The organism is Arthrobacter sp. R3-55 (genome assembly GCF_054161505.1).
Window position 1 is genome coordinate 2,239,812 of sequence record NZ_CP096423.1, and the last position, 21,358, is coordinate 2,261,169.

Genomic DNA, 21,358 nt, shown 5'->3' on the forward strand with positions numbered 1-21,358 from the left:
ACCGTGAAGGGCGGCCGCGAATATATCGCGGCCGCCCTTTTGGTCTGTCCCGCCGGACTGCTCAGACTTTCACTCGGCGTGCCTCACTGCCACCGGATTCGAACTTGACGCCCAGCATATGGTGCACCAGGACATCCTCATTGGTGTTGGCGTTGGCCTCAATGGTGACAAGTTCCCCGTCCCGCATGACACCAATCCGGTGGCACCAGTTGACCATCTCAGAGAGGTCCGAGGACAAAAGAATGATGGCGACGCCGGTTTGGCTGAGCTGGGTCAGCATCTTGTACACAATTTCCTTGGCCCCAATATCGATCCCGCGGCTGGGATGGCTGAGAATCAGGACATCGCAATCAGTGGAAATCCATCGGGCCAGCTCCACTTTCTGCCGGTCACCGCCGGAAAGCGTGGTGAGGGCACCTTGGATGTTGGTGGTGTTGATGCGCATGCGATGCACCACGTCAGCGACGCCCCGGAGGTGGGTGATTTCATCCTGGAGACTGACAGCGCCCGCTGCGGTGCCCTGATGAAGTCCGTCTGCAATGCTGGCCTCCGACGCGAAGGTCTCAGCCGCATCCGCGGAGTAGCCGATCTTCAGCCGCTGTGCATCCTGGATCCCGCTGATCTGGACGTGGTTTCCGTTCAGGTAGATCTTTCCTGAGGTGCAGGGGTGGATACCTGCCAGCGCTTCTATCAGCTGATAGACGCCGGATCTATGGGTTCCCAAGAGGCCGAAGATTTCTCCCTTGACCACGTTGAAACTCACGTCACGGACGTTTTTCTGCACGCTGAGGTTGGAGATCCGCAAGGCCTCTTCGCCGGTCGCCGGACCGGTCGGCCGGGCAATTCGCTCCAGTTCCTGCTGGAGCAACAGGAAGGCAAGTTCGTCGACGTCGGTTTTGCTGGCTTCTACGATCTTGTGGACCTTGCCGTCGCGCAGGACTGCGATGCGGTGGGCGATCGAGCGGACTTCGTCAAGGCGATGGGTGATATAGATGATCGCGCGCCCCTGCCTGGTCAGCATCCTCAGAACCTGATGCAAGACTGCGACGTCGTGGTCCGGAAGAGACGCGGCTACTTCGTCCATGATGACCAGTTGGGCCTCCTCCGCTACCATGCGAAGGACTTCCACCAAAGCTTGCTCTGCTCGAATCAGTGTTCCGACTTTTGCGTCCGGGTCCATGGTGATCCCGATATCCCGGATCAGCTTGGCTGCTTGATCACGAAGTTCCATGTGTGGTCGGCCCGACTGGAAGGTCCCGCGAAAGATAGCCTCCGTGATGGTCAATTCCGGGTCCATGTGGAAGTTTTGCGGGATCAGCCCCACGCCGCACGCTTGTGCCTCTGCGACGGAATCCGGCACGTACTTCTCTCCGGCAAGAGTGATCCGCCCCTGGTCATGCTTGAGGGAACCCGCCAGAACGCCCATCAGGGTGGTCTTGCCGGCGCCGTTGGTTCCAATCAGCCCCAGGATCTCGCCGCGATGCAATGAAAGTCCAACACCTTTGAGGATGCGACGTTGATCGTACGACGCGTGAATATCATCAGCATGTAATAACAGATCCAAAGAAGCTCCTAATGCATGCATAAACCCGCTCATTGTGGATTATGCAACGTGCTGACAACTACGTGCGAGGCTGCCTTGGAGAGTCAACCAGAAGGAATCCTTTAATGCAAAGCAGAATTAGCAAAACAAGTTCTTCCAATTCGTGACGCGAAAACCGTGATGTTTTATCAAACTGTCACTTGCGGAGGGTTGGTCCGCGGTTAAAAGGCAGTGGCCCGGGACAAAAGTCCCGGGCCACCGCTTTGAAAGTGCTCGCTACTCCGAGGTCTTGCCGAAGTAGTCGGCCCCGCCAACATATTCGGTGTGGCCGGTTTCGACGTCGGCAGTCACCATCTTGGCGACTTCAGCCGCGAATTCCTCAACGGAGTACAGCTTGCCGGCTTCGGCGCGGCGCGCTTCGATGGCTCCCGGGTTTGAGCGGTCCAGCAACGTTGCGGTCACGGTTCCCTCGATCATGTCACCGGAAACTACCACCAGCGAGATGCCCTTGTCGGCGAGGTGGGGAATGAGTTCCCGCAATGCGTCTTCACCCGCGCGCTTGCTCTTCGCGACAGGCTCGTATTCAGGCATGGTGGGAACAGTTTCCACAAAATGTGCTTGATGGCTGGTAACGAAGACCACGCGCGAACCCTCGGGCATGAGCGGAACGGCTGCGTTGAGCATGTTGACCTGGGCGTCACGGTTCAGCTTGAGGGCGTATCCCTCTTCCATGCCTGATTCCATGCCGCCTGATGCGTTCAGTACCAGGACATCAAGGGATCCAAACTCCTCCATGGCCTTGCTGGCAAGGGCGTGCACACCTTCATCGGTGGTGAGGTCTGCCCCCACCGCGGCCGCACGGCCGCCTGCTTCCTGGATGCCGGCTACTACCTTGTTGGCGCGGGGAGCCTTTTGCCGGTAATTTACGACGACGGCGGCACCCTCGCCTGCGAGGATCTTGGCAACTTCGGCGCCAATACCGCGGGAAGATCCCGTGACAATGGCGGTCTTGTTATCCAGCGTTCCCATTCATGCTCCTTTGTTCACTTCATCCAAAAATCCGTGGCCTCGCCTTCCATCATGCCAGCGGCGAGGATGAAATCGATTGTGGGCCCCGGACAAAAACTGAGGTTCGAGCTAGTTGCCTGGTTGCTAGTGGCCCATGCCCAGGCCACCATCGACAGGGATCACTGCGCCAGAGATGTAAGCGGCTTCATCGCTGGCAACCCAACGCACTACGTCGGCCACCTCGGAAGCCTCGGCGAAACGGCCTGCGGGCACATTGGCCAAATAGGACTTTTGGGTGTCTTCGGGCAGTTCTGCCGTCATGTCAGTGTTGATGAAACCGGGTGCCACGACGTTGGCGGTGATGCCGCGGCTGCCGAGCTCGCGGGTCAGGGAACGCGCAATGCCCACCATGCCGGCCTTGGACGCTGAATAGTTGATCTGGCCGGGTGCGCCGTAGAGACCGGAGACAGACGAAATGAGAACCACACGACCCTTGCGCAGCCGGATCATTCCCTTGGACGCCCGCTTGATCACCCGGAATGCACCGGTCAGGTTGGTGTCCAGGACCGAGGTGAAGTCCTCTTCGCTCATGCGCAGCAGAAGCGTGTCCTTGGTGATGCCTGCATTGGCCACCAGTACTTCAACGGGTCCGTGTGCCTCTTCGACGATCTTGAACGCAGCATCAACGGAGGCCTCGTCCGTGACATCGGCTTGTACGCCCAGGATGCCTTCAGGCAGCTTTGTTTCACTTCGATAGGTCACGGCCACCTTGTCGCCGTTGGCGAGGAAGGATTCGGCAATGGCCAGGCCAATGCCGCGGTTGCCACCGGTTATCAAGACGCTGCGGCCGGTTGTGACTGCTTCAGACATGCTTTGGCTCCAGGTTCCGCGGCAGGGGCGTGCCGCATCGAAGGGGGATTTTCCTGTGTTGATCTTATCCGCCGCCCATCCCAACCCGTGGGTAACCGCCGCCCGGCGCGGTTTGGGCCGTTACCGCCTTGGTGAGAGAATTGAAAGAGGCCTTTGGAGCGTGATGATTCAGTGGTGACACCAGAAAACAGTCCCCTGCAGCAAGTGCCCGGGGAACCGGGCACATTTTCCAGCGACCCCGAAGTCCACAGCATCACCGATGCCGCCGCCGCCCACTCCGAGGACATGCGTGAGCGCATGATCAAATACGCGGTGGCCATGGGTATCCGCATGGTCTGTATTGTCCTGATCTTCGTGGTGGACGGCTGGTTCAAGATCATTGCGATCGCGGGTGCCGTGTTCCTCCCCTGGATCGCAGTGGTCATTGCCAATGGCAACGACAAAGCGGAAGACCACAGTGAATCATTGCTGGACTATGTGGCGGTCCCCGAGATAGAGCGTTCCGCCGAGCCGGAAGAAGAGCTTTCGGAGGGACCCACGGTGCTTCAGGGCGAGCTGGTGGATGACGAACCAACAAGCAATCAAGGTGGCCCCGCGACGGGTCCTGTAAGCGAAACCGGGCACCCCGGTGACGAACGGGCGGCTTCATGAACATCTTCAATCTTGGCGGCGACAATTCGGCCGGCCAAGGCTCCGGGCGTGCCATGGCTCCGGCGGTGTGTTCCCGGAAGGGTTGCCGATCGGAAGCCCGGTGGCAGCTGCTGTGGAACAACCCCCGCATCCACACACCGGAACGGCGTAAGGTCTGGCTTTCCTGCACCGACCATCGCGAGTGGTTGGAAGAGTACCTGACCACCCGTGGACTCTGGAAAGAAACACTTCCTTTTACAGCCGGCGACGCTGCAGTGAATGAGGCCAACTGAATGTACCGCTTCCTCTTCTCCAGCAAGTGGCTGGGGTACTTTGTCCTGGCCGTCATATTTGCTACGGCCTGTGTTTTCCTCGGCCGCTGGCAGATGGATCGCCGTGCCGAGACACTGGCCGAAATCAATCGTGTGGTGACCAACTACTCGGCCACCCCAATCCCCTACACGGAAATCAAGGACCAGTTCAACGCCTTGGATCCTGAGCGTGAATGGACCCAGGTTCAGTTGCGGGGCAGCTACGATCTCGAAGGCCAGCGCGTTGTCAGGAACCGTCCGCTGAACGGCCAGCCAGGTTACGACGTCGTGGTTCCCTTCCGGCTGACCACCGGCGAAGCGGTGGTCATCGACCGAGGGTGGCTGCCGATTGGCAACAATACTCCAGGCCGTCCCGATGTTGTGCCGGCCCCACCGACGGGTGAGGTCACCGTGGTAGCACGGCTCAAGCCTGCTGAACCCAAGTTGGACCGTGGAGCGGTGGACGGGCAATTGGCCTCCATCGACCTGGCAAGTTTCGCCGAAGAACTCCCGTACCCCATCGCCACCGGAGCCTACGGCCAACTGGCCAGTGAAGATCCGGCCGTCCAGCCCATGCCCACTCCATTCCCCAAACCCGCAACCGAGGAGGGGACGCACCTGTCCTACTCCCTGCAGTGGTTTGCCTTCGGCGTCCTGATGTTTATCGGCTTCGGGTATGCAGCGCGGCAACAGGCCCGCAACGCGGCCATCGACGCCGAAGAGGAAGAGGACGAACAGATCATCGCCGCAGGGGGAACGCCCAGGAAGCGCATTCCGGCGGCCCGGAAGAACAAGCGCGCTACGTCCGAAGAAGAGGAAGACGCAATCCTGGATGCCCAAGGCTACTGAATGATTCCGGATCCCGTACTCAACGTAAAGTCAGCCCTGATTTCCGCCGGAGTCGAGGACACTGTCCGGATCTTTGAGGACAAGGTCCCGACGGCGGCAGCCGCCGCCTCCGCGCTCGGTTGCGATGTAGCGGCGATCACCAACAGCCTGATCTTTGAGCTGGACGGCCAACCATTGCTGATCCTGGCCAGCGGTGCGGCCAAGGTTGATACAGCCTTGGTTGCAGCACAGTTGGGCACAGGAAAGATCCGCCGCGCCACGCCGGAATTCGTGCTGGTGCATACCGGCCAGGAAGTAGGCGGAGTGGCGCCAGTGGGCCACCCAGAGAAACTCCGCACCATCCTGGACAGCTCGCTTCAAGAACACCCTGTCCTCTGGGCCGGAGCCGGAGACCACAATTCCATGTTCTCCATCAACTACGAAGAACTACGGGCAATCACCAACGCTGAAGAACTCCGAGTCCGCTAGCTGCATCAGCCTGCGGGGGTGCCGAAACCGCGAGCGAAGCGTCGCGTTTGCTGTGCGTAGCGTGCATCCAAGCGAGGAACGAGCGAGCACGCGGCACATCAAACGCCGCGCAGCGGACGCAAGAAGCGGACGCAACAACACCGCGCAGCGGACGCAAGCAGACTTACGCCAGCGTGATCAGGTCCAGGTAGTCCTCGTTCCAGTGGTCCTCTACGCCGTCCGGAAGCAACACCACGCGTTCCGGGTTCAGTGCGGACACTGCGCCTTCGTCGTGGCTGACCATGACGACGGCGCCGCTGTAGTTCTTGAGCGCGCCCAGGATTTCCGCGCGGCTGGCGGGGTCCAGGTTGTTGGTGGGCTCATCGAGGAGGAGGACATTGGCGCTGGAGGCCACGATGGTGGCGAGGGCCAGACGGGTCTTTTCGCCACCGGAGAGAACGCCTGCAGGCTTGTCGACGTCGTCGCCAGAGAAGAGGAATGAACCCAGGATGCCGCGGACTTCGGCATCCTTCATGTCCGGCGCAGAAGAGCGCATGTTCTCCAGGACAGTGCGGTCGACGTCGAGTGTTTCATGTTCCTGGGCGTAGTAGCCCACCTTGAGGCCGTGCCCGGGGATGATGTCGCCCGTGTCCGGCTTGTCGACGCCGGCCAGCATCCGCAGCAGGGTGGTCTTTCCCGCGCCGTTGAGGCCCAGGATGACTACCTTGGAACCGCGGTCAATGGCGAGGTCCACATCCGTGAAGATTTCCAGAGAGCCGTAAGACTTGCTCAATCCCTCTGCTGTCAGAGGGGTCTTGCCGCAAGGAGAGGGATCCGGGAAGCGCAGCGCGGCCACGCGGTCGTTCTCGCGTACAGCCTCCAGCCCGCTCAGGAGGCGCTCGGCACGCTTGGCCATGTTTTGCGCAGCGACTGCCTTGGTGGCCTTGGCCCGCATCTTGTTGGCCTGGTCGATCAAGACCTGGGCCTTCTTCTCCGCGTTGGCACGTTCACGCTTCCGGGCGCGTTCGTCCGTTTCGCGCTGGAGCAGATAGCGCTTCCAGTCCATGTTGTAGTAGTCGATCTGGGCTCGGTTTGCGTCCAGCAGATAGACCTTGTTCACCGTTGCTTCCAGCAGTTCGGTGTCGTGGCTGATCACGATCAAGCCACCCTGGTGGTTCTTCAGGAAGTCGCGCAGCCAGGTGATGGAGTCGGCGTCGAGGTGGTTGGTGGGTTCGTCGAGGAGAAGTGTCTCGGCGTCGGAGTACAGGATTCGCGCCAATTCAACACGGCGTCGCTGGCCACCGGAAAGGGTCTTCAACGGCTGGTTAAGAAGACGGTCAGGCAGTGCGAGGTTGGAGGAGATCGCAGCGGCCTCGGCCTCGGCAGCGTAGCCGCCACCGGCCAGGAATTCAGCTTCCAGACGGTCATAGCGGTTCATGGCTTTGCGCTGGACGGCAGCGTCGTCGCTGGCCATGTCATCGTGGGCTTTTTTGAGCTTTCCCACTACGACGTCCAAGCCGCGCGCAGAAAGGATACGGTCGCGGGCAAGCTGCTCCATGTCCGGAGTCCGCGGGTCCTGCGGAAGATAGCCGATTTCACCGCTGCGGGTGACTTTGCCGCCTGCGGGAAGGCCTTCGCCGGCGAGGACCCGGGTGAGGGTTGTCTTGCCGGCGCCGTTGCGTCCGACGAGGCCAATCTTGTCCCCTTTGTCCACCCTGAAGTTGACCTGGTCCATGAGCAGGCGTGCGCCGGCGCGGAGTTCGAGGTCCTGGACGGTAATCAATTCGGGTGATGCCTTTCAATGGGGAACGCTCGCGGGGACCGGTGGGTCCGATAAGTGCGGCGGGATGCGGCCGTGAGAACAGCCTGTCCAAGTCTACCGGTCCCCCGGCCGCGGGCTGACATCGGGCCTCACAAGAGAAAACTGTGCCAACAGCCAAAGAATTCTCGGCGGGCTTTGTGGAGAGGCTCCAAAATCCCACCGACCATCCCTCCGTACTCTCGATGGGAGGGGAAAGAAGAAGACCATCACATCGCATCACACCCGATTGGATCCATCATGAGCCAGACCAACACTGCCCAAGAGCAGAAAAAGCCGACGTCCCGTAAACGCTGGACTGCCACCGACCTCGGCCTCATTGCAGTGTTCGCTGCCCTCGTGGCCGCTTCCGCGATCGTTCCCGGCATCCCTGTGGGTGCCCTGGGTGTGCCTATCACGTTGGTGACCCTGACGGTGATGCTCAGTGGCTTGGTGCTCGGCGCCGGACGCGGTTTCGCCGCCGTCGGGCTTTATGTCCTGCTGGGGCTGGCAGGGCTGCCGATCTTCAGCGGCGGCCGCAGCGGACCCGGCATCCTGGCAACACCTTCAGCCGGATACATCATTGCGTTCCCGCTGGCTGCCGCAGCAACGGGTTACCTGGCGGCGATCATCATCCGCCGGACGGTGAAGTTCCGTGCGCTGTGGCTCTTCGGGGCCACCATGGTGAGCAGCATCGTGGTTATCCACGCACTGGGCGTCCTTGGCATGATGGTCAACGCCAAGTTGGACTTCACCAGGGCTTTCCTCGCCGATCTTCCGTTTGTCCCCGGCGATATCCTTAAGAACGTCCTGGCTGTCGTCATCGCCATGGCAATCCACAAAGCCTTCCCGGATGTGCTGGTACGTCGGGTCAAGTAAACGGGAACAATCGATCCATGAATTCCATCAGTTTCACTGGGGTATCGGTGCGCGTCGCGGTTGACGGCAGCCCCACACCCAAAACCCTGCTCCACGAGTTTTCCCTGGAGCTGACCGAACGCCGGATCGGCGTGATCGGTGCCAACGGATCGGGGAAGTCCACCCTGCTGCGGCTGGTGAATGGCTTGGTTGAGCCGAGCGCCGGCCGGGTCATGGTCCACGGTGGGAACACTGTTGAGGACGTCCGCCGTGTAAGAGGCAAAGTCGGTTTCGTTTTTACCGATCCACTGTCCCAGCTGGTGATGCCCACGGGCAGGGAAGACGTTGAGCTTTCCCTGCGCCGGTCCATCAAGAACTCCACAGCACGGGCGGCCCGGGCGGAAATGGTCCTGGAACGCTTCGGGCTGCTGCACCTGGCTGATCAGAGTATCTACGAACTCTCCGGCGGCGAACGGCAGTTGCTGGCCCTGGCCGCAGTCCTGGCCGTGGACCCGGCGGTACTGGTCCTCGACGAACCATCCACCCTTCTGGACCTCCGGAACCGTGAACTCCTGCGGGAAACAGTCGCAGGATTGGACCAGCAGGTGATGATGTCTACGCATGATTTGGACCTCGCGCTCGACATGGATCGGGTGTTGGTGGTGGAGTCGGGACGTATCGTGTTCGACGGCGGGGCAGCCGAGGGCGTCGCCGTTTACCGCGCGCTGTGCGCGGCTCCCCTTCAGGATGCCCCCTCGGGTGACGTTTCCAGGTGAGGGGCCATGGCTTCCTGATCGCGAACTATGTCCGCGGCAACTCGATCATCCACCGCACTCCCCTGTTGCTGAAGTTCCTGGTGGTTGCTGCTTGCGGAGCGGCGTCATTCCTCATAGTGGACTGGGCGGTGTCCTTGGCGATCTTCACCACCATGTGCGGGCTGTTCATTATGACTGGCGCCGGTCCCCGCCGCCTTCTGCGGGCCATCTGGTTGGTGACGCCCATCCTCTTGGTCATCGGCCTTTTCCAGTGGTGGCAGCTTGGGGCTCCCACCGCAGCCCGCATCGTGCTGAACATACTGGTGTGCGTGGTGGCAGCGTCAGTGCTGACCGCCACTACGCCCGTCCAGGACCTGTTGGATGGCGTGGTGGTGCTGGCAAAACCGTTCCGGCGTTTCGGCGCCGACCCCGAACGCTTCGCTTTGACCATTGCAGTGATGCTCAGGAGCATTCCCTTTATTGCGGGCGCATTTTCAGATGTGCGGGATTCAGCGCGGGCGCGCGGGCTTGAACGCAATCCGCGGGCGCTGGTGCTTCCGGTCTTCATCACTACCGTGGCGTACGCCCGGCAAACAGGCGACGCCCTGGCAGCCCGTGGGCTGGGAGAACCGGAAGACGGCGAACCGGAAGATGCGTTAATGCACGGCTAGAGCCTTGAGTACCGCAGGAGCGCTGCGGTTCCCATGCCCCCGGCAATGCTGATCATGGCCAACGCCAGGGCGCTCGTCCCCTTTGCTGCAAATCTGCCGCGTGCCTGCGCCATCAAACGCGTTACCAGAACCGCCCCCGAAGCGCCGTAGCCGTGCCCAAGCGCCAGGGCGCCGCCGTCCAGGTTGGCCATGGCAGGATCTATGCCCAGGAAATCCAGGCACGCGATGGTTTGGGAAGCAAACGCCTCGTTGAACTCAACCAGATCAACTTCTCCCGCACGCAGAGAGTGGCGGCCAAGGAGTCGCTTGGCGGCGTGTGCAGCGCCTATGCCAAGGAGTTCGGGATCGACCCCGGCGGTATCACACCCCAGTACCAGCAACCCGTCCGTTGCGCCCAGCGAACGGGCCCGCTCCAGCGACGTGACGACGACGGCGGATGCTGCGTCCGCGTCGAAGCAGGAGTTCCCCGCCGTGACCGTTCCATCAGGCACGAACGCCGCAGGGAACCTGGCCATCAGCGACGGCCGCAACGTGGCCCTGGGCCCGTCGTCGGAGTCCACCAGCTTACGACTGCTCTTGAGCGGCACTATTTCAGCTGAAAAACGCCCCGCTTCGGCAGCCTCTACCGCCCGTCTGTGGCTCCGCAGCGCATACTCGTCCTGGCGCTCACGTGTCACGCCAAACGCCCGGGCAACGTTCTCAGCGGCAACACCCATGTCGGGGTCCCCGAACTGTGGCGGCACAAAGCTGGCCCTCGAGTAGAAGTCGAGTCCGCCGTCGTCGTTCCTGTTGGCCCGTGCCGGCGCGGTACTGATGCTCTCAACGCCGCCCGCCAGGTACAACGGCTGATCCCCGGCTGCTGCCAGCCTCGAGGCCAGCGCGATGGCATCAAGGCCGGAACCGCATTGCCTGTCAACGGTTAGCCCCGGCACGGTGGTGGGCAATCCGGCTTGGAGGGCAGCGTACCGGGCCACATTTCCCCCGCCGCCCACCGCGTTTCCAACGATGACGTCGTCCACGTCCGCCGGGTCCAAAGATGCTGTTTCCAGCAGGGAAGCGAGCACAGGTGCCAGAAGATCCGCGGCACGGAAGTGTTTCAGTTGACCGTTGGCGCGGCAAATCGGAGATCGAAGCGCGGTGATGATGATCGGTTGCCGGGATTCGTCGACTTCCATGGCTAGGCCCTCGCGCTACCCAAGAAGCTGCGCCCGGGGGTCGTGATTCTTGATCCAGTCGAGGAAAATCTTTCTGCTGACTTTGCCCCGGTCCGTCAACGGCAACTCCCCCAACAAGTAATACTGAAGCGGCCACTTGTCACGTGCCAGCAGCCCGTCCAGGCCGGTGCGGAGTTGGGTGGCAGTGACCGAGCCGCAGGCAGGCACGACGCCGGCAACCACCTTTTGGCCGCGGATATCGTCAGGCGCTCCGGCGGCGACCGCAAAATCCACACCCGGTACCGAAGCCAGGGAAAGCTCCACCTCATGAGGGTAGACGTTCTTTGCCGAGGTGATGATCATGTCGGAGCGGCGCCCAAGGATATGGAGGATGCCTTCCTCAAGGAAACCCTGGTCCCCCACGGTGTACCAACCATCGAGACATCTCAGGGCTTGCCCATCGTCGCCCCAAAGATAGCCGTTGCTGACCATGCCGCTGCGGACGCAAATGTTTCCCTGTCCGCCGTCCGGCCGGGGTTGGCCGGCATCATCAAGGATTCTCAGTTCGACCCCCGGGAAAGGCAGGCCGATCCCTGTTCCGCCGGAATCCAAAGGTTCCCCGGCCGCCAAGCGGGTGCCTGAGACGAAACTCAATTCGGAGGCACCGTAATACTCGTAGATGGATGCATGGGGTGCCCAACGCCGGGCAGCCTCCAAGGTGCGGGCGTCCAGCTTGGAGCCGGCACAAATGATGCTGCGGAGTCCGGAGGCATCAACATCCCCCGCCAGTCCCCGCTCGCTGAGCAACCGCAAGGCAGTAGGCGCCAGGACCAAGCGGGTGATGCCGTCATGAGTGATGGCAGCGTGGGCGGCTCCCACATCGAAAGTCTCAAGGGTATGGAAGGCCGCGCCGGCGAACAAACATTCCGAGAGCGCGTAAAGGTTGAGGCTGGCAGAAAGCGGGCCAGGAGCAAGGGTGCGGTCATCCTGCCGAAGGTCGAAAAACTCGATGGATGCCTCGAACGACGCCTGCCAGGAACGGCGTGAACGGGTGAAGGCCTTGGGGACCGACGTGGTGCCGGACGTCAGTCCGATGAGGAAGGTGCTGGAAGGTTCCCCATCCACTAAGTCCGTGCCGGCAGGTGTACCGGCCTCGACGATGCGCGACGTGACATCCTCGATCATCGGGGCAGGCCATTCGGGGTCCAGCACGGCACAGCGCCGCTCCCCCGCCACCGCAGCAGCGTAACGTTCCACAAAGCGGACAGAATTGGGCTCGGCAAGAACCGTAGTGGGGGTCGCATCGCCCAGCAGCGCTGCTGCGGCGTCGCGGAGTTCCACCCAGGTGAGCCGGTTGCTGCCCACAACCACCGCGGTGTCGTGAGGGCGTTCATCGGCCCAGTGCTGAAGTTTGTCCAGGAAAGGCATCCACAGAATTTTACGGCAGTGTCAGGCGGCGGGCACCAATAGTGACGTCTATTCTGACTGTATGAGTTTCAATGACGGCGCACAGCTTGACCCCTCCCAGGTGGAGGACCGACGCGGCAGTGGCATGGGCCGCGGGACAAAGATCGGCGGTGGTATTGGTGGCGGGATCGTGGTGCTGCTGTTGGCACTCTTCGGCATCAACCCCAACATCCTCGGGGACCTGACAGGCAGCGGAACCCAGCCTCCCGCCGTCGAAAGTGGTGGCCCCGGTGCCGCCCAGGAATGCCAGACCGGCGCTGACGCGGACAAGCGGCTGGACTGCCGGATCATTGGCACCGTCAACAGCCTCAATGCCTTCTGGCCTGATTACCTGGCCGATTACAACGTCCAGTACCCGCGGCCTGAGACTGTGATTTTCAGCCAGGCCACCAACACCGGCTGCGGTGCCGCTACCAGTGCCGTGGGCCCGTTCTACTGCCCTGCGGACACCACCGCCTATTTCGACCCCGGTTTCTTCGACGAATTGGTCACCCGCTTCGGTTCATCCGGAGGTCCGCTGGCGCAGGAATACGTGGTGGCCCACGAATTCGGGCACCATGTCCAGAACATCCTTGGCACCTTGGACAAGGCCCAGCAGGATCCCCAGGGTCCGCAATCCGGTGCCGTACGGGTGGAACTTCAGGCCGACTGCTTTGCGGGGCTGTGGGTCCGGCACGCCACCACCCAGACTGACGCGAGCGGGAAGCCTTTCCTTGATCCCTTGACCGAGCAAGACCTGCAGGATGCTTTGTCCGCCGCGTCCGCGGTCGGCGATGACCGCATCCAGGAGGCGGCTACCGGCCGGGTGTCTCCTGAATCGTGGACACACGGCTCCAGCGAACAGCGGCAGAAGTGGTTCTACCAGGGGTACACCACCGGTGACATCAACAAGTGCGACACATTCGGAGTAGCTGCGCCATAGTGTAGAGACAACACAAAAGGAAGGGTTCCGGGCGGTCAGCCCGGAACCCTTCCTCATGGCCCGCCGAAGCGAGCGAAAAAATACTGATCAGATATTGAACCCGAGGGCCCGCATCTGGTCCTTGCCGTCGTCGGTGATCCGCTCAGGACCCCATGGCGGCATCCATACCCAGTTCAGGCGCCAGTCATCAACGACGCCGTCCAGGGACTTGCCCACTTGCTCTTCAAGCACGTCCGTCAGCGGGCAAGCCGCCGTTGTCAGTGTCATGTCGATCAGGAGCGCGCCGTCTTCGTCGGAGTACTTCAGGCCATACAGAAGGCCCAGGTCCACTACGTTGACGCCGAGTTCGGGGTCAATGACGTCCTTGAGCGCTTCCTCGACGTCCTCGAGGCTGGTTCGCGCCGTGTTGATTTCGGTCATGGAACGATCCTAACTAGGCCTGCACGGCAGGAGCAACGGCCACGCCGGCGCCCGGGGCGTAGCGGTCGTAGCCCTCTTCTTCAAGACGGTCGGCGAGCTCGGGGCCGCCCTCTTCAACAACCTTGCCGTCAACGAAAACGTGGACGAAGTCCGGCTTGATGTACCGCAGGATGCGGGTGTAGTGGGTGATGAGCAGCGTGCCCATGTTGCCCTCTTCGTGAGCGCGGTTAACGCCCTCGGAGACAACCTTCAAGGCGTCGACGTCCAGTCCGGAGTCGGTCTCGTCGAGGATGGCGAACTTCGGCTTGAAGAGTTCGAGCTGCAGGATCTCAACACGCTTCTTCTCACCACCGGAGAAGCCTTCGTTGACGTTGCGCTGTGCGAAGTCGGCGTCGATACGCAGCTGCTGCATGGCAGCCTTGACGTCCTTGGTCCAAGTACGCAGGGCCGGAGCTTCGCCGTCGATTGCCGTCTTGGCAGTGCGCAGGAAGTTGGTCATGGTGACGCCGGGAACCTCTACCGGGTACTGCATGGCCAGGAAGACGCCTGCACGGGCGCGCTCGTCAACGCTCATTTCCAGCACATCTTCGCCGTCCAGCGTGATGGTGCCGCTGGTGACGTTGTAGCGCGGGTGGCCGGCGATGGTGGAGGCGAGGGTGGACTTGCCTGAACCGTTGGGCCCCATGATGGCGTGCGTTTCACCGGTCTTGATGGTGAGGCTGACGCCCTTCAGGATCTCCTTGGTGCCCTGCTCCGTCTCGATGCTGACGTGCAGGTCCTTGATTTCAAGAGTTGACATGCTCTTCTTTCTTTCCGTTCGTAAGTCTGGCGGTACTGGGCGCTCAGTAGTGATCTACCGAAGCGCCGTTCACAACGTTGGTCACGTCCACATAAACGTCGTCTCCGTCGATGGTGACGGCGAAAACGGGGACGGGGTCGTAAGCAGGCAGCTGGAGGGGCTGTCCACTGCGGAGGTCAAACTGGGAACCATGTCCCCAGCATTCGATCGCGCAGCCTTCAACCTCACCCTCGGACAACGAGATGTCCGCGTGCGAGCAGGTATCGGCGATGGCGTGGATCTCGCCCATTGAATCCTTCACGATGGCTACGGGATAGTCATCGATCAGGACGCGCAGCGCTTGCTTGACCTGGATGTCATTGGCGTTGCATACCAGCTCGCCCTTGGTTTCTTCACTCATTGTTGCTCTGCCTGGCCTGTCTTAGTTGTCGGTCGCGGCGAGTTCGCGCTCAACAGCTGCGGTCAGGCGCTCTTCGATTGCCGGAACCTTGATCTGCTGGATGATCTCGTTGAGGAAGCCTCGGACCACCAGGCGGCGGGCAACCTTTTCGGGGATGCCGCGGGCCATGAGGTAGAACAGGTGCTCGTCGTCGAAACGGCCGGTGGCGCTGGCGTGGCCCGCACCCTCGATCAAGCCGGTTTCAATTTCAAGGTTGGGCACAGAGTCGGCGCGGGCACCATCGGTGAGTACCAGGTTGCGGTTGGCCTCGTAGGTATCCGTGCCTTCTGCTTCCTTGCGGATCAGGACGTCGCCAACCCACACACTGTGAGCATTGCGGCCCTGCAGCGCACCCTTGTAGAGGACCCGCGACTTGCAGTTAGCCACTGCATGGTCAACGAACAGGCGCTGCTCAAGGTGCTGGCCGGCGTCGGCGAAGTACAGGCCGAACATTTCGACGTCGGCACCCGGTGCGGTGAAGCGCGTGGAGGGCGTGACGCGGACGAGGTCGCCGCCAAGGCTGACCACAATGTGCTTGAACTTGGCATCGCGGCCGATCTTTGCCTGCTGCGATGAGGCGTGAACAGCGTTATCTGCCCACTCCTGCAACGAGACAACGGTCAGCTCAGCGCCATCTTCAACGATGATTTCCACGTTCTCGGAGACAACCGCGGAACCCTGGTGGTCCAGGACAACAACGGCCTTGGAGAACCGCTCTGCCACAATTACGATGTGCTGGGCAGAGGGAGCCTCTCCTGCACCGGTGATCAGGACGGAAACTTCACTCTCGGCCTGCAGTTCCGCAGGAACGGTGACAACCGTGGCCTCGGCGAAGTTCTCCCACGCATTGGCGGACACGAGGTCCTCCGGGATGGCTGCCTGCCCGATGCGCTGGTCATCGCGGCCAACCGTTTCAACAACGACGCCGGCTGGTGCGGTGACGCTGACAGCCGGAGCTGCGCCGTTGAGGACTTCGGTGTGAAGGCCGCGCAGTCGCTTCAACGGAGTGAAGCGCCAGTCTTCCTCAAGACCGTTCAACGGCTTGAAGTCTGCCAGCTTGTAGGAGGTCAGACGCCCTGCACGGGAGCTGTCGGGGATGCCTACGCCGCCACCATGCGAGTGGCTCTTGGCCGAAGCGCCGCCGAGCGGACCAGCAGAAGGCTGCTCCGACGTCGTGCTGGTGTTGGTTCCGGTGTTGACGGGCGAGAGGTTCTCGCCTTCCTCGGTGAAACCGTTGATAAACGGCTGGGCCGAGGGCGCGCCGATGCGTGCCTTTTCAGTAGTGATATCAGTCATTGTTAACCGACGGACCCTTCCATCTGCAGTTCAATCAGGCGGTTCAGCTCAAGAGCGTATTCCATGGGCAATTCCCGGGCGATCGGCTCAATGAAGCCACGCACGATCATGGCCATGGCCTCGTCTTCAGGCATGCCGCGGGACATCAGATAGAAGAGTTGCTCTTCGCTGACGCGGGAAACCGTGGCCTCGTGGCCCATCACAACGTCATCCTCGCGGATATCGATGTACGGGTACGTGTCCGAACGGGAAATGGTGTCCACCAGAAGGGCATCACAGCGGACCGTGTTGGCCGAGTGCTTGGCACCCTCGCGGACCTGGACCAAGCCGCGGTATGCAGCACGACCACCACCGCGGGCTACGGACTTGGAAATGATGGAGCTCTTGGTGTTCGGCGCAATGTGAACCATCTTCGAGCCGGTGTCCTGGTGCTGGCCCTCGCCGGCGAAAGCGATGGACAGGGTCTCACCCTTGGCGTGCTCGCCAACAAGGTAGACGGCCGGGTACTTCATGGTCACCTTGGAACCGATGTTGCCATCGATCCATTCCATGGTGGCGCCCTCTTCGCAGATGGCACGCTTGGTGACGAGGTTGTACACGTTGGTGGACCAGTTCTGGATGGTCGTGTAGCGGACGCGGGCGCCCTTCTTCACGATGATCTCCACAACAGCGGAGTGCAGTGAGTCCGAGGTGTAGATCGGAGCCGTGCAGCCTTCGATGTAGTGAACGTAGGAGTCCTCATCGGCGATGATCAGCGTGCGCTCGAACTGGCCCATGTTTTCGGTGTTGATGCGGAAGTAGGCCTGCAGCGGGATGTCTACGTGGACGCCCTTGGGCACGTACACGAAGGAACCGCCGGACCAGACAGCCGTGTTCAGCGATGCAAATTTGTTGTCGCCCACCGGGATGATGGTGCCGAAGTACTCCTGGAAGATCTCCGGGTGCTCACGCAAAGCGGTATCGGTATCCAGGAAGATGACGCCCTGGGCTTCCAGGTCTTCGCGGATCTGGTGGTAGACAACCTCGGACTCGTACTGGGCAGCAACGCCCGAGACCAGACGGCTGCGCTCAGCTTCGGGGATGCCGAGTTTTTCGTAGGTGTTCCGGATGTCTTCCGGAAGGTCTTCCCACGTTGCCGCCTGCTTCTCGGTGGAACGCACAAAGTACTTGATGTTGTCGAAGTCGATGCCGGAGAGGTCTGCACCCCAGGTCGGCATGGGCTTGCGGTCAAAGTACTTCAGGCCCTTGAGGCGCAGGTCGAGCATCCATTCGGGCTCGTTCTTCTTCGAGGAGATGTCACGGACAACCTCCTCGCTGAGGCCACGACGGGCGTTGGCGCCTACGTCGTTCTTGTCGGCCCAGCCGTACTCGTAGTTTCCGATACCGTGCAGTTCGGGATTCTTCTCCAGAATCTCCGAGATCACAGTGCCGTCAGCTACCGCTTTCTCTGCTATTTGGTCCGTCATCACGGCCTTTCTTGCTGGTTGTTTGATTCCTGGTACGGGTTCCCGGGCTGCTCTGCGGCATCTGGGGATGCCGTGGCAGCCGGGCGCCCGGTAGGTATGTGGGTGGTGCAGACGTGTCCGCCCTGCGCGAGTGTGGAGAGGCGCCGGACATCGACGCCTACCAAGCGCGAGAAGACCTGGGTCTCGGTATCGCAAAACACCGGAAACTCTGCCGCCAACCGTTGGATGGGGCAGTGGCCTTGGCACAGCTGGACGCTGGACAAGGCAGCAGGCAGGGGTGCTTTGGCCTCAATGGAATGCGCTGACGCAACAAAGCGGTCACGGCTCAGGGCCTTGGAAAGCGCCATGGCACGGGCGGTGATGTCATCACCGGCGGCCTCCACTTCGGGGGCGTAGCGCCGTTCCATGTCCGAGAAGCGTTCCTCGGCATACTCACGGACGGCCTCTTCACCGGCGAGTTCCTGGAGGCGCCGGAGTGCGGAGCTGGCAATGTTCAAGTAGTCGTCACCCAGGGTGGACTGCCCCTGGGAGCTCAGGACGTAGCGACGCGCAGGGCGTCCTGCTCCGGAACCTGCCTTGGCCACACGCTTGACCTCGATCACGCCGTTGCGTTCCAAATGGTCAAGGTGGCGGCGGACTGCGGCCGGTGTGAAGCCGAGAAGATCACCAAGTTCCGCGGCACTCACCGGGCCGTTCTCCAGAACGGCGCTCAGGACACGGTCCCTGGTGCGGTCATCCGCGTCCGGCAGCGCAGGCGGGGCAACGAAGGCCTCTGCCGCTGCAGCATGCCGTGTTGAGGGCATGGAAGTTGGACTGCTCATGGAATACACAACACAATCATGTCGTAATTTGTTTCATGCATCCAGTAAGGCAAGACTGACCTCAGTAGCCCGCCAAGTGTGACCGTACTACTTCACGTAGAATACTCTGGTGCGCTCACCCGAATCCCCTGTCCTCACCATAGACGGACTCATTAAGGATGTAGGCCCCCTGGCCTCCCTTGACGGCAAAATGCTCCGGGTGGTCAGCGAACTCTCCCTTGTGGCCGAGCGCGGCCAGGTGACCGCGCTGCTCGGTGCCAATGGAGCAGGCAAGACCACCACCCTTGAATGTGCACAGGGATTGCAGAAGCGGACCGGCGGGAGCATCTCGCTCCTTGGTGCGGACCCTGATACAGCAGGCGCCGACTTGAGGTCCCGCGTCGGCGTGATGCTCCAGGACGGCGGGTTGCCGCCGTCGGCCCGTCCCATACCGCTGTTGCGGCACGTCGCCGGCATGTACAAAAACCCCATGGATGTTGACGCGCTGGTGGAACGGCTGGGAATCGGCCAATTCAGCAGAACCAGCGTGCGCAGGCTTTCCGGCGGTCAAAAACAACGATTGGCCCTGGCAGCTGCCCTGGTGGGCAACCCGGAGATTCTGTTCCTTGATGAGCCCAGCGCGGGTCTCGATCCGCAGTCGCGCCAGATGGTTTTCGACCTGATCGCCGAACTTCGCGACGCCGGCATGGGCATCGTCCTGACCACGCACCTGATGGATGACGCCGAGCGCCTTGCCGACTACGTCTACATCATTGACGGCGGTCATAACGTGGTGGAAGGCACCGTCGCGGAACTGCTGCGCCACGACCACGCCACGGATTCCGCCGTGACGGAACGCACGCTCTATTTCGATGCGCCGGGCGGACTCGACTTCATCGGAGCCTTGGGGGCAGGCTTTCAGGTCACTGAGACCCGCTCCGGAAGTTACTCCATCACAGGCGCCATCACGCCGAAAGACCTCGCAACACTGACTGCTTGGTGGGCGGAACGGAACATCATGCCTGCCTCGCTCCGCCTGGAAGCCCGTAGCCTTGAAGACGTGTTCCTGGACATTTCCGGAAGGGACCTCCGATGAGCAAGCTCCTCTCGCCCAACGCGGGACCGGCATCGCTTCCGCGCCGCATCATGCAGCAGGGCCGCTATGAAACCATCACCATGCTGCGTAATGGTGAACAGCTGATTCTTGCCATCGTTCTGCCTCTGATGGCCTTGGTAGGACTGGTAGTGACTCCCCTGCTGGATGGTTTGGGGGGATCACGTGTGGACATTGCCACACCGGGCATCCTGGCACTTTGTGCAATGTCCACGGCCTTTACCGGTCAAGGTATTGCCACGGGCTTTGACCGTCGCTACGGAGTTCTCCGGTTCCTCTCCACCACGCCCCTGGGCAGGGGTGGGCTGATTGCCGGCAAGATCCTCGCCGTATTGGTGGTCCTTTTTCTGCAGGTACTGGTGGTCGGCGCCGTTGCCGGCTTCCTGGGATGGCAACCCCGGCCCGAGGCCTGGCTGCCCGGGATCGGGCTGCTGATTCTGGGCGCTGCTGCCTTTACTGCGCTCGGCTTGCTGGTGGCCGGCACTGTGCGTCCGGAAGCTACTTTGGCTATCACCAACCTTTTGTGGATACTCCTGGGGGCCCTGGGCGGGATCGTTGTTCCCGCCGATCGATTGCCCTCGTTGCTTCAAGGCATCGTCCATTTCCTTCCGTCCGGTGCCCTGGGCCAGGCGCTCCGTGATGCTTTCCTCGTGGGTGCTGTACCTTTCCCCGCCGTCCTGGTCCTTTTGCTGTGGACGGTACTCGCCGGCGCCGCAGCCATCCGCTGGTTCAAGTGGAACTAATCCGACCGGGCACCACCAACAATGCAGAACTGAGAAGTGAGAAAACTGTGAGCACGGCATCGCGCCTTCCCAAAACCATTCAGCGGTTCACGTCCAAGTTGCCCACCGAGGTTAACAAGGCCGTCCGCCGCCTGGCTCTGCTGTCTCTCATCGGGCAGACAGTCCTGGTGGTGACCGGTGGTGCGGTCCGCCTTACCGCGTCCGGTTTGGGTTGCCCCACCTGGCCGCGATGCACCAATGACTCGCTGGTCAACACCCCGGAAATGGGTATTCACGGTTTCATCGAATTCGGCAACCGTCTGCTGACCTTTGCCCTCGCCGCCGTCGCAGCGCTCATGTTGGTGTACTTGTGGAACCTCCGTAAAGAGCGGCGCGACCTCTTTCTTCTGGCCCTGGGCCTCCTGGCGAGCATCCCGGCCCAGGCCATCATTGGCGGCATCACCGTTTTGTCTGGGCTCAACCCGTGGGTTGTGGGCCTGCACTTCCTGGTATCCATGGCCCTGGTGGTGTTCTCCACGCTGCTTGTTAACCGGGCCTATGGCCGTACCGGTGGCTTCATGAACCGGACCCTCCCGGGCCTCCCCGCCGTCGCACGCCCCGTGATGCTGGCTGTCGCCGTCTTCTCCGCACTCTCAGTGATGCTGGGCGTCGTAGTCACTGGCGCCGGTCCTCATGCCGGCGACGCTGATGCCCCCCGCAACGATCTCGACTGGGACCTTTTCTCGCACATCCACGCCGTGCCCGCCTACCTCATCACTGCGGGAACACTGTTCGCTGTGTTCCTGGTGATCCGCGGCAAGATCGGCGGCCCGTTCCGAACGGCGGCCTACCTTCTCCTGGGCGTAACACTGTTGCAGGCAGTCATCGGCTTTACCCAGTACTACAACGGAATCCCAGCGCTGCTGGTTGGTGCGCATATGTTTGGGGCAGCCGTCCTCATGAGTGCAGCCACCAACGCAACTGACCTCGCGAAGCACAGCCCGGTACGCCGGTAGATC

23 protein-coding genes are annotated in these 21,358 nt (G+C 61.6%); 11 read left to right on the forward strand and 12 right to left on the reverse strand.

Features of this window, described 5'->3' with window-relative positions; all coding sequences use genetic code 11:
* Nucleotides 1–61: 61 nt before the first annotated feature.
* The 3 genes from M1D51_RS10455 to M1D51_RS10465 all read right to left on the reverse strand — a co-directional run bounded on the left by M1D51_RS10455 (nt 62) and on the right by M1D51_RS10465 (nt 3,421).
* Nucleotides 62–1,564, reverse strand: a complete 1,503-nt coding sequence (locus M1D51_RS10455) for a sugar ABC transporter ATP-binding protein (RefSeq protein WP_458109419.1) — start codon at nt 1,562–1,564, stop codon at nt 62–64.
* A 255-nt stretch (nt 1,565–1,819) separates the two neighbouring features.
* Nucleotides 1,820–2,572, reverse strand: a complete 753-nt coding sequence (locus M1D51_RS10460) for an SDR family oxidoreductase (protein WP_172322757.1) — start codon at nt 2,570–2,572, stop codon at nt 1,820–1,822.
* A 123-nt stretch (nt 2,573–2,695) separates the two neighbouring features.
* A complete protein-coding gene (locus M1D51_RS10465; protein ID WP_458109420.1) occupies nt 2,696–3,421 on the reverse strand; it encodes a beta-ketoacyl-ACP reductase in 726 nt (241 codons plus the stop codon).
* Between the two features lie 153 nt (nt 3,422–3,574).
* Here M1D51_RS10465 and M1D51_RS10470 point away from each other — a divergent pair, with 153 nt between their 5' ends.
* Genes M1D51_RS10470 through M1D51_RS10485 form a run of 4 tightly spaced genes read left to right on the forward strand, consistent with a single transcriptional unit; the run spans nt 3,575 to nt 5,679 of the window.
* Nucleotides 3,575–4,072: a DUF3099 domain-containing protein gene (locus tag M1D51_RS10470; RefSeq protein WP_172322755.1), complete on the forward strand. Its 498-nt coding sequence runs from the start codon at nt 3,575–3,577 to the stop codon at nt 4,070–4,072.
* Nucleotides 4,069–4,344 (forward strand): hypothetical protein, encoded by a 276-nt coding sequence (locus M1D51_RS10475; RefSeq protein WP_172322754.1) that lies wholly within the window; start codon nt 4,069–4,071, stop codon nt 4,342–4,344. Before M1D51_RS10470 ends, M1D51_RS10475 begins: the two co-directional genes overlap by 4 nt.
* Complete coding sequence (locus M1D51_RS10480; protein WP_458109421.1) at nt 4,345–5,211, forward strand: SURF1 family cytochrome oxidase biogenesis protein; 867 nt, start codon at nt 4,345–4,347, stop codon at nt 5,209–5,211.
* Entirely contained in the window at nt 5,212–5,679 is a 468-nt protein-coding gene (locus M1D51_RS10485; protein ID WP_458109422.1) for a YbaK/EbsC family protein, read from the forward strand. It begins immediately after the preceding gene.
* Between the two features lie 163 nt (nt 5,680–5,842).
* Here the strand turns inward: M1D51_RS10485 and M1D51_RS10490 are convergent, their stop codons facing one another.
* Nucleotides 5,843–7,441, reverse strand: coding sequence for an ABC-F family ATP-binding cassette domain-containing protein (locus M1D51_RS10490; RefSeq protein WP_026540651.1), 1,599 nt, complete (start codon nt 7,439–7,441; stop codon nt 5,843–5,845).
* 276 nt (nt 7,442–7,717) lie between these two features.
* Here M1D51_RS10490 and M1D51_RS10495 point away from each other — a divergent pair, with 276 nt between their 5' ends.
* From M1D51_RS10495 to M1D51_RS10505, 3 genes are read left to right on the forward strand one after another with little or no spacing between them, the layout of a single operon-like run.
* Complete coding sequence (locus M1D51_RS10495) at nt 7,718–8,335, forward strand: biotin transporter BioY (RefSeq protein WP_458109423.1); 618 nt, start codon at nt 7,718–7,720, stop codon at nt 8,333–8,335.
* A 17-nt stretch (nt 8,336–8,352) separates the two neighbouring features.
* On the forward strand, nt 8,353–9,090 hold the full coding sequence (locus tag M1D51_RS10500; protein WP_172322939.1) for an energy-coupling factor ABC transporter ATP-binding protein: 738 nt from the start codon (nt 8,353–8,355) through the stop codon (nt 9,088–9,090).
* A complete protein-coding gene (locus tag M1D51_RS10505) occupies nt 9,087–9,740 on the forward strand; it encodes an energy-coupling factor transporter transmembrane component T family protein (protein WP_172322938.1) in 654 nt (217 codons plus the stop codon). Before M1D51_RS10500 ends, M1D51_RS10505 begins: the two co-directional genes overlap by 4 nt.
* On the opposite strand, the gene M1D51_RS10510 is transcribed toward M1D51_RS10505, so the two are convergent.
* Nucleotides 9,737–10,915: a thiolase family protein gene (locus M1D51_RS10510; protein WP_458109424.1), complete on the reverse strand. Its 1,179-nt coding sequence runs from the start codon at nt 10,913–10,915 to the stop codon at nt 9,737–9,739. The two genes, M1D51_RS10505 and M1D51_RS10510, sit on opposite strands and share 4 nt — an antisense overlap.
* A gap of 15 nt (nt 10,916–10,930) precedes the next feature.
* Nucleotides 10,931–12,322 (reverse strand): class I adenylate-forming enzyme family protein, encoded by a 1,392-nt coding sequence (locus M1D51_RS10515; protein ID WP_458109425.1) that lies wholly within the window; start codon nt 12,320–12,322, stop codon nt 10,931–10,933.
* Nucleotides 12,323–12,383: 61 nt separating this feature from the next.
* On the opposite strand from M1D51_RS10515, the gene ypfJ reads away from it, so the two are divergent.
* Nucleotides 12,384–13,283, forward strand: a complete 900-nt coding sequence (ypfJ, locus tag M1D51_RS10520; RefSeq protein ID WP_172322935.1) for a KPN_02809 family neutral zinc metallopeptidase — start codon at nt 12,384–12,386, stop codon at nt 13,281–13,283.
* An 87-nt stretch (nt 13,284–13,370) separates the two neighbouring features.
* On the opposite strand, the gene M1D51_RS10525 is transcribed toward ypfJ, so the two are convergent.
* Genes M1D51_RS10525 through M1D51_RS10550 form a run of 6 tightly spaced genes read right to left on the reverse strand, consistent with a single transcriptional unit; the run spans nt 13,371 to nt 18,524 of the window.
* A complete protein-coding gene (locus M1D51_RS10525) occupies nt 13,371–13,703 on the reverse strand; it encodes a metal-sulfur cluster assembly factor (protein ID WP_011774796.1) in 333 nt (110 codons plus the stop codon).
* A gap of 13 nt (nt 13,704–13,716) precedes the next feature.
* On the reverse strand, nt 13,717–14,502 hold the full coding sequence (gene sufC, locus M1D51_RS10530; protein WP_011774795.1) for a Fe-S cluster assembly ATPase SufC: 786 nt from the start codon (nt 14,500–14,502) through the stop codon (nt 13,717–13,719).
* 43 nt (nt 14,503–14,545) lie between these two features.
* Nucleotides 14,546–14,902: a non-heme iron oxygenase ferredoxin subunit gene (locus M1D51_RS10535; protein ID WP_089595076.1), complete on the reverse strand. Its 357-nt coding sequence runs from the start codon at nt 14,900–14,902 to the stop codon at nt 14,546–14,548.
* A gap of 21 nt (nt 14,903–14,923) precedes the next feature.
* Nucleotides 14,924–16,237 (reverse strand): Fe-S cluster assembly protein SufD, encoded by a 1,314-nt coding sequence (sufD, locus tag M1D51_RS10540; protein ID WP_172322931.1) that lies wholly within the window; start codon nt 16,235–16,237, stop codon nt 14,924–14,926.
* 2 nt (nt 16,238–16,239) lie between these two features.
* The gene (sufB, locus tag M1D51_RS10545; protein WP_026540641.1) at nt 16,240–17,703 is read right to left on the reverse strand and encodes a Fe-S cluster assembly protein SufB; all 1,464 of its coding nucleotides are present in this window, start codon (nt 17,701–17,703) and stop codon (nt 16,240–16,242) included.
* On the reverse strand, nt 17,703–18,524 hold the full coding sequence (locus M1D51_RS10550) for a helix-turn-helix transcriptional regulator (protein WP_458109426.1): 822 nt from the start codon (nt 18,522–18,524) through the stop codon (nt 17,703–17,705). Before M1D51_RS10550 ends, sufB begins: the two co-directional genes overlap by 1 nt.
* Nucleotides 18,525–18,633: 109 nt before the next feature.
* Here M1D51_RS10550 and M1D51_RS10555 point away from each other — a divergent pair, with 109 nt between their 5' ends.
* From M1D51_RS10555 to M1D51_RS10565, 3 genes are read left to right on the forward strand one after another with little or no spacing between them, the layout of a single operon-like run.
* Nucleotides 18,634–19,599: an ABC transporter ATP-binding protein gene (locus M1D51_RS10555; protein ID WP_458109427.1), complete on the forward strand. Its 966-nt coding sequence runs from the start codon at nt 18,634–18,636 to the stop codon at nt 19,597–19,599.
* The gene (locus tag M1D51_RS10560) at nt 19,596–20,360 is read left to right on the forward strand and encodes an ABC transporter permease (protein ID WP_458109428.1); all 765 of its coding nucleotides are present in this window, start codon (nt 19,596–19,598) and stop codon (nt 20,358–20,360) included. Before M1D51_RS10555 ends, M1D51_RS10560 begins: the two co-directional genes overlap by 4 nt.
* 47 nt (nt 20,361–20,407) lie before the next feature.
* Nucleotides 20,408–21,355 (forward strand): COX15/CtaA family protein, encoded by a 948-nt coding sequence (locus tag M1D51_RS10565; protein WP_458109429.1) that lies wholly within the window; start codon nt 20,408–20,410, stop codon nt 21,353–21,355.
* The last annotated feature ends 3 nt before the right edge of the window (nt 21,356–21,358 follow it).